Origin of the sequence: Rhodobacter sp. NTK016B, from assembly GCF_017303295.1 — a bacterium.
Taxonomy (GTDB): domain Bacteria; phylum Pseudomonadota; class Alphaproteobacteria; order Rhodobacterales; family Rhodobacteraceae; genus Pararhodobacter.
The window spans coordinates 138783-151686 of the sequence record NZ_JAFKOK010000003.1 but is presented as its reverse complement, the minus strand read 5'-3'; the positions used below and the strand labels follow the sequence as shown (position 1 = coordinate 151686).

Here is a 12904-nt window from a genome sequence, read left to right as displayed (position 1 = left end):
TTCAGGCCGTGACCTGGAAAAGGCTGGGCACCGCCGGACAGGGCCGCAGCCCGTTGCCCGCGACATCGGCCAGCGTGGTCTGGTGAAGGAAGACGTAGACATGGGCCGACAGCCCCTCCCACAGCCGATTGGTCATCGACTGCGCCTGACTGCCCGACACCCCGCCCGAGGCCCCGGCCCCTGATTGCAGGGCGGAAACCGATTCCTCGACCGCTTCAAGGATGTCAGCCACGCGGATATCCGCAGGCGCCAGCGCCAGACGATAGCCGCCACCCGGCCCGCGCACCGATTCGACCAGCCCCGCGCGGCGCAGCTTGACGAAAAGCTGCTCGAGATAAGCCTGGCTCACGTCCTGACGGCGCGCGATCTCGGCCAGCGAGACATGGCGCGCATCCGAGCGACGCTGCAAAATGGCCAGATCGACCATGGCAACCGTCGCGTAACGCCCTTTGGTGGAAAGCTTCATGGCACGAACCCTCTATTGTGCCGCCACGGGTGACGCAGCGGACGCAAAGTAATTGACGGATGACGTGGCCTTGCTTAACTGCTATCCCGCCTGAACCGGCTTCGCCCGCGCTTGGGCTGAAGTTAGAAACGTTCTAGAATGGCCGAGCGCTTTTGTCAACAAAGCCCGCGCCGCCCAGAACACCCAAGGCAGCAGAAGGTCCTTTATGCCCGAAGTGATTTTTGCCGGTCCTGATGGCCGTCTCGAAGGACGCTACCACCCGCAACCCAACCGCGACGCCCCCGTTGCCATCGTGCTGCATCCGCATCCGCAGTTCGGCGGCACGATGAACAACAAGGTCGTCTACAACCTGCATTATGCCTTTCATTCGATGGGCTTCTCGGTGCTGCGCTTCAACTTCCGGGGCGTCGGCCGCAGTCAGGGTGAATACGATCAGGGCGTGGGTGAGCTTTCGGATGCGGCGGCAGCGCTCGACTATCTCCAATCGCAAAACCAGAACTCGCGCCATTGCTGGGTCTGCGGCTTCAGCTTCGGTGCGTGGATCGGCATGCAATTGCTAATGCGCCGGCCTGACATCACCGGCTTCGTGTCGGTCGCACCGCCCGCGAATCTGTACGATTTCAGCTTCCTTGCGCCCTGCCCTGCCTCGGGGCTCATCATCAACGGCACCGCCGACCGGATCGCGCCGCCCAAAGATGTGACCACGCTGGTCAACAAGCTGCACGAGCAGAAGGGCATCACCATCACGCATGAGCAGATCGAAGGCGCGGATCACTTCTTCCGCGACGAAGAGCAGCACATGAACCCGATGCTCGACACCGTGAAAACCTACGTCACTCGCCGCCTCTCCGAGGTCACGCGCTGACATTGCACCCGCAGCATCGCGCGGCGCCCTGAAACGCGCCCGCGATGCTGCCGCTGCAAAAAACCCTTCTTTTGTCGCCAAACGACTGCAGACCTGCCCGCTTTTGGCCCTGTTCCGGCGGAAATATCGGATTTCAAGGCCCCATCCGTGCCGGGGCCATTGTAACGATGTGCCGAACAGGAGCAGGGAATGCGTACGAACCGATCCATGACCTTCGACAAGGGAACCAGTGGCCTGAGTGGCTGGAATCCCACCAAGATCAGCAAGGACACGTTGCCGATGAGTGCCACAGAACTGCGCGAAGCGATCCTCAAGCACCTCGAATACTCGCAAGGCAAGGACCTGGCGCATGCCAGCCTGTACGACATGCGCATGGCGCTGACGCTGGCCATCCGCGACAAGGTGATCGAGCCTTGGTTCCGCGCGACCCGCGCCACCTATGCCGCGCAATCCAAACGCGTCTATTACCTGTCGATGGAATTCCTGATCGGCCGTCTGCTGGAAGACGCGATCATGAATGTCGGCCTGACCGACTCGGCGCGCGAGGCTGTTCTGGGCCTGGGCTTCGATTTCGAGGCGGTGCTGAACGACGAACCCGACGCCGCGCTTGGCAATGGCGGGCTGGGGCGTCTTGCCGCCTGTTTCCTTGATTCCATGTCGACGCTGGGCTGCCCGGCCTATGGCTACGGCATCCGTTACGAGCACGGTCTGTTCCGCCAGAGCTTCGGCCCCGATGGCCGTCAGATCGAAACCGCCGAGGATTGGCTGCGCCAGTCGCATGGCTGGGAATTCGAGCGCCCCGAAGCCTCGTTCCGCATCGGCTTTGGCGGCACCGTTGCCGAAAGCGGCCGCTCGGCCGTCTGGACGCCCGAATCCGCCGTGATGGCGAAAGCCTATGACACGCCGATCGTCGGCTGGCAGGGCAAATGGGCCAACACGCTGCGCCTGTGGGGGGCCGAGCCGCTGCGCGCCTTCGACCTCAACGCCTTTAACCGGGGCGATTTCACCGGCGCCGCCGCGCCCGAAGCGCTGGCACGCACGATCAGCCGCGTGCTCTATCCCGACGACACCACCGCGCAGGGCAAGGAACTGCGGCTGAAACAGGAATTCTTCTTCACCGCCGCGTCGCTGCGGGACATCCTGCGCCGCTTCGCGTCCGAGCACAGCGACCTCTCGGCACTGTCCTCTCGCGTGGCGATCCAGATGAACGATACCCATCCGGCCATCGCCGGCCCCGAGCTGGTTCGCCTGCTGCATGACGAGCGCGGCATGGCGTTCGACACCGCCGTTGAAACCGCCCGCGCCTGCCTTGGCTATACCAACCACACGCTGATGCCCGAAGCGCTCGAGCGCTGGCCCGAGACCCTGATGGCGCAGGTTCTGCCGCGCCACATGCAGATCATCGAGCGCATCGATGCGGGCCATGCCAAGCAATACCCGTCGCGCACCGTGTCGATCGTCGAGAATGGCGAAGTGAAGATGGGCGAGCTGTCCTTCATCATGGCCAACAAGGTGAACGGCGTCTCGGCCCTGCATACCGAGCTGGTCAAGGACACCGTCTTTGCGGACCTGCACGCCCTGCATCCCGACCGGATCGTCAACGAAACGAACGGCGTGACGCCCCGCCGCTGGCTGAAAGGCGCCAATCCGGGGCTGGCGAACCTCATCACCGATACCATCGGCGAGGGCTGGGAAGATCATCTCGAACGGCTGACCGAGCTGGAACCCGCGATTGCCGATCAGGTCTTCCGCGACGGTTTCGCCGCGATCAAGAACGAGAACAAGGTCGCGCTGTCGAACTGGATTCGCAAGGAGATGGGGATTGCCGTCAATCCCGACGCGATGTTCGACGTGCAGATCAAGCGCTTCCACGAATACAAGCGCCAGCATCTGAACATCCTTGAAACCATCGCTTTGTGGCAGGAAATCCGCGCCAATCCCGATGCCGGATGGGCGCCGCGGGTGAAGATCTTCGGCGGCAAGGCCGCGCCGGGCTATGTGATGGCCAAGGAGATCATCCACCTTATCAACAATGTCGCCCGCGTCATCAATGCCGACAAGACGACGCGCGACCTGCTGACCGTGGTCTATCCGCCGAACTACAACGTCACGATGGCCGAGCGGCTGATCCCGGCCTCGGACCTGTCGGAACAGATCTCGACGGCGGGCAAGGAAGCCTCGGGCACCGGCAACATGAAATTCAGCCTGAACGGCGCGCTGACCATCGGCACGCTGGACGGCGCCAACGTGGAAATCCGCGAATTGGTGGGGGCCGAGAATTTCTTCCTGTTCGGCATGACCGCGGACGAGGTGGTCGAGTGTCGCAAGACCCCCGACCATGCCGCCCGCGCCATCACCGCCAGCGCAAGGCTGAAAGGCGCCATCGAGCTGATCGAAAGCGGGGCGTTCTCGCACGGGGACAAGGCGACGTATCGGGGCGTGACGCAGAACCTGCGGACACATGATTACTTCACCGTCTGTGCCGATTTCGACAGCTACTGGGACGCCCAGCGCCGGGTCGATCACGCGTGGTTCCAGCGCGACGACTGGACCCGCATGGCGGCCCTCAACGCGGCCCGCAGCGGGTGGTTCAGCTCAGACCGGACGATCAAGGGTTACATGGCCGATATCTGGAATGTGGCGCCGATGATCTGATCTGCCTCGTTTTCAATCGAGAGACGGATCGTTCCGCAAAAGCCAATAAATCCATTGCCTTTCGCCCGGACCTGCGCGACAAATTCCGCATGGTCCGGGCGACATCCAATACATCGCGAGACATCTCAGACGCGGATATTTCCGCGATTTCGGAAGGTGTTGTCGATACTCCCTTCGACGTTTTCGGCCCCCGCCATCGCGGTATGGCGGGCGTTCTGGTGGCGTTCGACTCGTATGCGCAAAGCATGGAAGCGGTCACGCCCAATGGCGTGATCACACTTACCCCCAAGGGCAACGGCGTGTTTTGCGGCGATCTGGGACGGCGGCGCAAATACCATCTGCGCGCCTCGGATGGCCGCCATGTCTGGGATTACGAAGACCCCTATCGCTTCGGCCCGGTTCTGGGCGATCTGGACCTGCATCTGATCGGCGAAGGCACCCATCGGCGGTTGTGGGAGGCGCTTGGCGCGCATCCGATCACGCATGAGGGCGTCGAGGGCGTGCATTTCGCCGTCTGGGCCCCCGCCGCGCGCGGGGTTTCCGTGGTCGGTGCGTTCAACGGCTGGGACGGTCGGCGCGCGCCGATGCGCCACCGGGGCAATGGCATCTACGAAATCTTCCTGCCCGGCCTGCAACCCGGCGAGGCGTATAAATACCAGATCCGCCCGCAGGAAGGCGCGCCTTTCCTCAAGGCCGACCCCCTCGCCCGCGCGACCGAATGCCCGCCCGCCACCGCCTCGCGCATCCCCTCGGCCCGGACGCGCAGTTGGGGCGACGAGAGCTGGATGGAGACGCGCGCGCAGGCCAATAGCCGCGAAGCGCCGATTTCGATCTACGAGGTCAATCTTGCCTCGTGGCGCCACCGCGACGGACGCGCGCTGAGCTACCGCGAGGCGGCTGAGGAGTTGGTCGATTACGCCCATGACATGGGCTTCACCCATCTCGAATTCATGCCGCTGGCCGAATACCCGTTTGGCGGGTCGTGGGGCTATCAGCCCACCGGCCTTTATGCCGCGACCAGCCGCTTTGGCAGCGCCGACGATTTCCGCGCACTGATCGAGGCCGCGCATAACAAGGGTCTGGGCGTGCTGATGGACTGGGTGCCCGCGCATTTCCCCAACGATGCGCATGGGCTGGCCTATTTCGACGGCTCGGCGCTTTATGAACATGCCGATCCGCGCGAAGGGTTCCACCCCGACTGGAACACCCATATCTACAATTACGGTCGCACCGAGGTACGCAATTTCCTGTCCGCCAACGCCGTCTACTGGCTGCGCGAGTTCCATCTCGACGGGCTCAGGGTCGATGCCGTGGCCTCTATGCTCTACCGCGATTATTCCCGGGCCCATGACGCATGGGTCCCCAACAAGGATGGCGGGCGCGAGAATTACGAAGCGATCGACTTCCTGCGCGAGATGAACACGCTGGCCTATGGCGAAGGCCCGGCGGGCGCGATGACCGTGGCCGAGGAAAGCACCGCCTGGCCCGGCGTGACGGTGCCCGTGCATCACGGCGGGCTGGGTTTCGGCTTCAAGTGGAACATGGGGTGGATGAACGACACCCTGCGCTACATCGAAAAAGACCCTATCCACCGCCGCCACCATCACGAGCTGATGACCTTCGGTCTCGTCTACGCGTTCAGCGAGAATTACGTGCTGCCGATCAGCCATGACGAGGTCGTGCATGGCAAGGGCTCGATGCTGCAGAAGATGCCGGGCGACCACGACACCAAGCTGGCCAATCTGCGCGCTTATTATGGCTTCATGTGGGGCCATCCGGGCAAGAAGCTGTTGTTCATGGGCTGCGAATTCGCGCAGGGGCATGAATGGAACCATGACCACGCGCTGGATTGGGGTGTGCTGAATGTACCGGGCCATGCCGGGCTGCAGACCTTGGTGCGCGATCTCAACACGCTCTACCGGGGCACGCCCGCGCTCTATCAGCGCGATGCCGAGGCTGAGGCGTTCCAGTGGATCGACCGCGACGCGGCGGCGGAATCGGTGTTTTCATGGCTGCGCATGGGCCATGAAGGCACGCCGCCGGTGGTGGTCGTGTGCAACTTCACTCCCGTCGAGCGCAACTGGTCGCTGGGCCTGCCCAAAGCAGGCCCGTGGCGCGAGGCGCTGAATACCGATGCCGCCCGCTATGGAGGAGGAAACCATGGCAATATGGGACGCGTGACCGCCGATGGTCCGCCCCGAAGCGGCCAACCTTACAGCGTGACACTGGTGCTGCCGCCCCTGTCGGTGCTGTATCTGATACCGGAGGAGAATCCATGACACCGGCGACGCAACGCCTGTCCGCGCGCTCGATGGCCTTCATCCTGGCCGGGGGACGCGGATCGAGACTTCATGAGCTGACCGACAACCGCGCCAAGCCCGCCGTCTATTTCGGCGGCAAGACGCGGATCATCGATTTCGCGCTGTCCAACGCGCTGAATTCCGGCATTCGCAAGATGGCCATCGCCACGCAATACAAGGCGCATTCGCTGATCCGCCATTGCCAGCGCGGCTGGAACTTCTTCCGCGCCGAGCGCAACGAATATCTCGACATCCTGCCCGCCTCGCAGCGGGTCGACGAAAACCACTGGTATGAGGGCACCGCCGACGCCGTTTTCCAGAATATCGACATCGTCGACAGCTACGACATCGATTACGTCGTGATCCTTGCGGGCGACCATATCTACAAGATGGATTACGAGGTGATGATCCGCGAACACGTCGAGACCGGCGCCGACGTGACCGTAGGCTGCCTGACGGTCTCGCGGCCCGAAGCCTCGGCCTTTGGCGTGATGGCCATTGATGCGTCCGGGCGGATCACCGATTTCGTGGAAAAGCCCAAGGATCCGCCCGCGCTGCCCGGCGATCCAGAGCGGGCGCTGGTGTCGATGGGGATCTATGTCTTTCGCTGGAAATTCCTGCGCCAGTTGCTGATGGACGACGCGGCGGATGAAAGCTCGCAGCACGATTTCGGCGGCAACATCATCCCCAACGTGGTGCGCAACGGCAAGGCGGTCGCCCATCGCTTCGAAGACAGCTGCGTGCGCCACAGCCCCGAGGCCCCGTCCTATTGGCGCGACGTGGGCACGATCGACGCCTTCTGGAAGGCCAATATCGACCTGACGGATTTCGACCCCGAGCTGGACCTTTGGAACCGCGACTGGCCGATCTGGACCTATTCCGAGAACGTGCCGCCCGCCAAGTTCATCCATAACGAGGAACATCGTCGCGGCCTTGCGCTGTCGTCGCTGGTCTCGGGCGGCTGCATCATCTCAGGGACCGAGGTACGCAATTCGCTGCTGTTCACGGGCGTGCATTCCAATTCATGGAGCACGCTCACCGAAGCGGTCGTGCTGCCCTATGTGAATATCGGGCGCCACGCCCGGCTGAGCAAAGTGGTGATCGACCGGGGCGTCACCATCCCCGAAGGGCTGGTCGTGGGCGAAAACCCCGAGGAAGACGCCAAGTGGTTTCGCGTCAGCCCCGGTGGCGTGACGCTGATCACACAGACCATGCTCGACCAACGCGCGGGGCAGCAATGACGCAATCCGCCCGTCGCGAGGGCGCGCGCCCGGTTCTCGCCGTCGCCTCGGAATGCGCGCCGCTGGTTAAGACGGGCGGGCTGGCCGATGTGGTCGGCGCCCTGCCCCATGTCATGGCGCCGCAGGGATGGGCGATCCGCACGCTGGTGCCGGGCTACCGCAAGGTGATTACCGCGCTCGACCGGCCGAAAGTCGCGCTGAAGATCCCTGACCTGCTGGGCCATCCCGCGCGGATCCTCGCGGCGCAGGTGGCCGGGCTCGATCTGCTGGTCCTCGACATACCCGCTCTGTTCGACCGCGACGGCTCGCCCTATCTCGATGCCGATGGCAATGACTGGCGCGACAACGACCTGCGCTTTGCCGCCTTGTCGAAGGCGGGCGCGCTGATCGCCCGCGACGGTCTTGCCGGCTGGTGCCCCGAGGTGATCCACCTGCATGACTGGCAATCGGGGCTCACGCCCGTCTACATGGCGCAGATGGACGCCGCGCAGCCCAGCGTGCTGACCATTCACAATATCGCCTTTCACGGCCTGACCGGCCCAGAACGAATGGCTGCGCTCGATCTGTCGACCACACGTTTCACCGTCGACGGGTTCGAATATTACGGCCATGTCTCGGCGCTGAAAGCCGGGCTGACCGGCGCCAGCGCGATCAACACCGTCAGCCCCAGCTACGCGCTGGAACTGACGACCGAGGCGTTCGGCATGGGGCTGGAAGGCGTCATCCGCAAACGGGCGGCGGATCTGAGCGGCATCCTGAACGGCATCGATACCGACACATGGGATCCTGCAAGCGATCCGATGATCGCCCCCTTCAAGACGCCGGCCACCAAGAGCGCCAATACCAGCGCGCTCAGGGCCGAATTCGGGCTGGACGACGCGACCGGCCCGTTGTCGGTCGTGGTCTCGCGGCTGTCGGACCAGAAGGGCCTCGACCTGCTGCTGGGCGCGCTGCCCGACTATCTGGCCGCGGGCGGTCAACTGGCGCTTCTGGGCTCGGGCGACCGGCGGATGGAGCATGACTGGCTCGAAACCGCCGCCCGCCATCCGGGCAAGGTGGCGGTGCGGATCGGCTACGATGAATCGCTGTCGCACCGGATGTATGCGGGGGCCGATGCGGTGCTGGTGCCGTCGCGGTTTGAGCCCTGCGGGCTGACGCAGATGTACGGGCTGCGCTATGGCGCCGTGCCGGTCGTCGCGCGCACCGGCGGGCTGGCCGATACGGTGATCGACGCCAACGCCGCTGCGCTGGCTGCGGGCTGCGCCACCGGCATTCTGCACGCGCCCGGCTCGATACAGGCTCTGGCCCATGCGCTGAGGCATCTGTGCGCGCTGCATGCCCAGCCCGAGACGTTCCGCAAAATCCAGCGCAATGCCATGAAGCACCCGGTCGGGTGGGAAGCCAGCGCGCCGCTCTACGCCGCGCTCTATGCCCGCCTCGCCGATCAAAGGACCCCGCAGGTATGACCCTGACTATCGAACGCGGTCGCCACGACCGTATCGGCGCGACCTTCGACGGCGACGGCGTGAATTTCGCGCTGTTCTCCGAACATGCGACCGCCGTCGATCTGTGTCTCTTCGCCCCCGACGGTCAGCGTGAAACGCACCGCCTGCGCCTGCCCGAGCGCACGGGTTATGTCTGGCATGGCCGTGTCCCGGGCCTGTTTCCGGGCCAGCAATACGGCTACCGCGTGCATGGCCCCTACAAGCCCGAGGAAGGCCACCGCTTCAACGCCAACAAGCTGCTGCTCGACCCCTACGCCAAGCGCCTGACGGGCCATGTCCGTTGGTCGGATGCGCTGTTTGGCTACAATACCGGGTCGAAGACGCTGGATCTGACCTTTTCCACCCGCGACTCGGCACGCTTCATGCCCAAATGCGTGGTCGAGGATCCCAGCTTTTTCTGGGGCAACGACCGCCCGCCCGTGACCCCGTCAAGCGAAAGCGTGATCTACGAAGCGCATGTGAAGGGCCTGACCCAGCGCATCGGCTGCAACAGCCCCGGCACGTTTCTGGGCGTGGCCTCGGACCGGGTGGTCGACCATCTGGTCGATCTGGGCGTCACCGCGATCGAATTGCTGCCGGTGCAGGCCTTTCTCAACGACCGCTGGCTGATCGAGAAGAAGCTCACCAATTATTGGGGCTACCAGACGCTCGGCTTCTTCGCCCCCGATCCGCGCTATCTGGCGCATGGGCAGATCAACGAGTTCCAGCACATGGTCGCCCGGCTGCACGCGGCGGGGATCGAGGTGATCTTGGACGTGGTCTACAACCATACCTGCGAAGGGTCCGAACTGGGCCCGACGCTGTCGTTCCGGGGGATCGACAACAAGAGCTACTACCGCCTCGCCCCCGATCCGCGCCACTACATCAACGACACAGGCTGCGGCAACACGGTCAACATGGACCATCCGATGGTGCTGAGGATGGTGATGGACAGCCTGCGCTACTGGGTCGAGGTTATGCATGTCGACGGCTTCCGCTTCGACCTTGCCTCGACGCTGGCGCGCGACGATGCGGGGTTCCAGCCCAACTCCGCCTTCTTCGCCGCGATCCGGCAGGACCCGGTCCTGAACCGCGTGAAGCTGATCGCCGAGCCTTGGGATATCGGGCCGGGCGGTTATCAGCTGGGCGCCTTTCCGCATCCGTTCCACGAATGGAACGACAAGTTCCGCGACGGCGTGCGCCGCTTCTGGCGCCGTGACGAGCGGCCCGCGCCCGAGCTTGCGGCGCGGATCACCGGCTCGGCCATCCAGTTCGACCATTCGGGGCGCGGCGCGACCAGTTCGATCAACTTTCTGACCGCGCATGACGGGTTCAACCTGCTGGATCTTGTCAGCTACAACCACAAGGACAACACCGCCAACGGCGAGGATAACCGCGACGGCCATTCCGAGAATTTCTCGGACAATATGGGCGTCGAGGGACCGTCCGACGATCCGGCCATCGTCGAGGCCCGCGCGCTCAGGCGGCGCAACCTGATGGCGACGCTGCTGCTCAGTCAGGGCACGCCGATGATCCTTGCGGGCGACGAGATCGGCCATAGTCAGCAAGGCAACAACAACGCCTATTGTCAGGACAGCGATATCTCGTGGCTCGACTGGGACGATGTCGATGCCGACATGCTGGCCTTTACCAAGCGCCTGATCGCGTTCCGCAAGAATCACCCGATCCTGCGCCAACGGCTGTTTCTGCATTCCAAGGCGCGCAGTTCGGACGGCAAGGCAGATGTGCTGTGGTGGCACCCCGAAGGCAGGCGGATGACGCCCGAGGATTGGGAAGATCCCGCGCTCGGCTATGTCTGCGTCGAGCTGCGCACGGCCTCGGGCACGCCCGCCTATTCCGATCTGGAAGACGCGTTGTTTCTGGCCTTCAATGCCGGTGAGGAAATCGAGGTCACGCTGACCCCCGCCCCCGATGGCAAGGTCTGGTCGCGCCGCATCAACACCATGGCCCCCGACGCCCCGCCCGAGCGCATCGCGTTCGGCAAGCTTGTGGTGCCGGCGCATTCGGTTTCGGCACTGGTTCTGGAAGACACGTAATGTCGGCGCTTGACGATCTCTGCCACGAGGCCGGTCTGGTCTGGGTCTATCGCGACGGCGCGGGCCGGATGCAGGAAGCGCCCGAGGCCAGCCGCGAGGCGGTGCTGGCGGCACTTGGCCATGGTAATGCCGACGCCGCCCTGCCCGGGCCTTTGCAACACGCAACCTCACGCGCGATCCCGGCAGGGATTTCGGTCGATTGGGGGCCCGGCCCGTGGCGGCTTCAGACCGAAGACGGCAAGATCATCGACGGCGAAGGCCCACTGCCGCCATTGCCGCTGGGCTATCACCGGCTGGAACACAATGGCTGGCTGGTTCACCTGCTGGCCGCCCCGCCCCGCCTGCCCCTGCCGCCCCGACGCTGGGGCGCGACCCTGCCGCTTTTCGCCTGCTGGGAAGAGTCGCAATCGGGCATGGGGACCTATCCGCAACTCGGCCTTCTGGCCGAGGGGCTGGCAAGCAAGGGCGCGGCCTTTCTGGGCATCAACCCGATCCATGCGGGCTTCCCCGAGGATGCGACGAATTTCTCGCCCTACGCGCCCTCGCATCGGCGGCGGCTGAATGTGCAGCATATCGACACCGGACGCCCCCTGCCCGAAACCGGCGCACTGATCGATTACGCGCGTACCATCCCCGCCCAGCGCGCCGCGCTCGAAGCCGCCTTCGCCGCGTTCGAGGGCAGCGAGGCTTTTGACGCATGGTGCACGGCAGGCGGCGCCGCGCTCGAGGAATTCACGATCCATCAGGCGCTGAGCGAAGTCCACGGCGCCTATTGGCACGACTGGCCCGACGCGCTGCAGGATCCCGCGAACCCTGCGGTCCGCGCCTTCGCCCGCGAGAATGAACAGCGTCTGCGCTTCCACGCCTGGGCGCAGTGGATGGCCGAAACCCAGCTTTCGGACAGCCAGCACCGCGCGAAAATGGCGGGGATGCCCTTTGGGCTGTATCTGGACATCGCCGTCGGCACCCATCCCCACGGGGCCGAGACATGGGCCGAGCGCGGCTCGTTCGCACAGGGCGTGAGCCTTGGCGCGCCGCCCGATCTGCTGGGGCCGTCCGGCCAGCGCTGGGGCCTTGCCCCGCTGCGTCCCGACGTGTTGCGCGCCACGGGCTACGCGGCTTTCGCCCAGACCCTGCGCGCGCAGCTCAAATATTGCGGGCTCTTGCGCATCGACCATATTCTGGGCCTTGAGCGCAGTTTCTGGCTGCCCAACGGCCTGCCCGGCCTCTATGTCACCATGCCCCGCGACGAATTGCTCGCGGTGCTCAGGATCGAAGCCCAGCGCGCGGATGCGCCGGTCATCGGTGAGGATCTGGGCACCATCCCCGACGGGCTGCGCGCCGCGCTCGATGCGGCCGGGGTGATGGGCTGCCGGGTCGCAATGTTTGAACGCGACTGGAACGGCACACGCGCCTTCCTGCCGCCCGAGGTCTATACACCCACCGCGCTGGCCAGCTGGGGCACGCATGACCTGCCCACATGGGAAGGCTGGCGCAAGGGGCGTGACATCGACTGGCGCGCCCAACTGGGCGAAGTCCCCGACGAGGCCGCCGCGCGTCAGGCGCGGGCCGAGGATGTCGCGGCCTTCGACGCCCTCACCGGCGGCTCGGACATGGCCGCCCTTCACCGCCATCTCGCACAGAGCGCCAGCGCCCTCGTCGCCATTCAGGGCGAGGATCTGGCTGGCGCCGTCGAGCAGGCCAACCTGCCCGGCACGGTTTTCGAGCATCCCAACTGGTGCCGAAGGCTTCCGCTGCCGCTGTCGGGCCTCATTTCCGCCCCATCGCTTGAGCACACCAGCGCCATCATGGCCGAGGCTGGAAGGATACCCTGAG

General features: G+C 64.8%; 8 protein-coding genes. 7 read left to right on the top strand and 1 reads right to left on the bottom strand.

The genetic code is table 11. The features are described 5' to 3' along the window. Position 1: 1 nt before the first annotated feature. Complete coding sequence (locus tag JI664_RS05065) at positions 2–466, bottom strand: Rrf2 family transcriptional regulator (RefSeq protein WP_207012635.1); 465 nt, start codon at positions 464–466, stop codon at positions 2–4. A 205-nt stretch (positions 467–671) separates the two neighbouring features. Here JI664_RS05065 and JI664_RS05060 point away from each other — a divergent pair, with 205 nt between their 5' ends. The 7 genes from JI664_RS05060 to malQ all read left to right on the top strand — a co-directional run bounded on the left by JI664_RS05060 (position 672) and on the right by malQ (position 12903). After that, complete coding sequence (locus JI664_RS05060; protein ID WP_109531793.1) at positions 672–1331, top strand: alpha/beta hydrolase; 660 nt, start codon at positions 672–674, stop codon at positions 1329–1331. 279 nt (positions 1332–1610) lie between these two features. Beyond that, positions 1611–3986, top strand: coding sequence for a glycogen/starch/alpha-glucan phosphorylase (locus JI664_RS05055; RefSeq protein ID WP_207012844.1), 2376 nt, complete (start codon positions 1611–1613; stop codon positions 3984–3986). A gap of 89 nt (positions 3987–4075) precedes the next feature. Then, positions 4076–6265, top strand: coding sequence for a 1,4-alpha-glucan branching protein GlgB (glgB, locus tag JI664_RS05050; protein WP_286173859.1), 2190 nt, complete (start codon positions 4076–4078; stop codon positions 6263–6265). Beyond that, a complete protein-coding gene (gene glgC / locus JI664_RS05045; protein ID WP_207012633.1) occupies positions 6262–7527 on the top strand; it encodes a glucose-1-phosphate adenylyltransferase in 1266 nt (421 codons plus the stop codon). The genes glgB and glgC overlap by 4 nt, the downstream gene beginning before the upstream one ends. Further along, positions 7524–8993, top strand: coding sequence for a glycogen synthase GlgA (gene glgA / locus JI664_RS05040; protein WP_207012632.1), 1470 nt, complete (start codon positions 7524–7526; stop codon positions 8991–8993). Before glgC ends, glgA begins: the two co-directional genes overlap by 4 nt. Next, positions 8990–11068, top strand: coding sequence for a glycogen debranching protein GlgX (gene glgX, locus JI664_RS05035; RefSeq protein ID WP_207012631.1), 2079 nt, complete (start codon positions 8990–8992; stop codon positions 11066–11068). The genes glgA and glgX overlap by 4 nt, the downstream gene beginning before the upstream one ends. Beyond that, positions 11068–12903 (top strand): 4-alpha-glucanotransferase, encoded by a 1836-nt coding sequence (gene malQ, locus JI664_RS05030; protein ID WP_207012630.1) that lies wholly within the window; start codon positions 11068–11070, stop codon positions 12901–12903. Before glgX ends, malQ begins: the two co-directional genes overlap by 1 nt. Position 12904: the final 1 nt, after the last annotated feature.

Excerpts from the sequence above, each read along its gene's own strand:
- JI664_RS05065 (WP_207012635.1), bottom strand. The coding sequence starts at position 466 with ATGAAGCTTTCCACCAAAGGGCGTTACGCGACGGTTGCCATGGTCGAT.
- JI664_RS05060 (WP_109531793.1), top strand. The coding sequence starts at position 672 with ATGCCCGAAGTGATTTTTGCCGGTCCTGATGGCCGTCTCGAAGGACGC.
- glgB (WP_286173859.1), top strand. The coding sequence starts at position 4,076 with ATGGTCCGGGCGACATCCAATACATCGCGAGACATCTCAGACGCGGAT.
- glgX (WP_207012631.1), top strand. The coding sequence starts at position 8,990 with ATGACCCTGACTATCGAACGCGGTCGCCACGACCGTATCGGCGCGACC.
- glgC (WP_207012633.1), top strand. The coding sequence starts at position 6,262 with ATGACACCGGCGACGCAACGCCTGTCCGCGCGCTCGATGGCCTTCATC.
- JI664_RS05055 (WP_207012844.1), top strand. The coding sequence starts at position 1,611 with ATGAGTGCCACAGAACTGCGCGAAGCGATCCTCAAGCACCTCGAATAC.
- malQ (WP_207012630.1), top strand. The coding sequence starts at position 11,068 with ATGTCGGCGCTTGACGATCTCTGCCACGAGGCCGGTCTGGTCTGGGTC.
- glgA (WP_207012632.1), top strand. The coding sequence starts at position 7,524 with ATGACGCAATCCGCCCGTCGCGAGGGCGCGCGCCCGGTTCTCGCCGTC.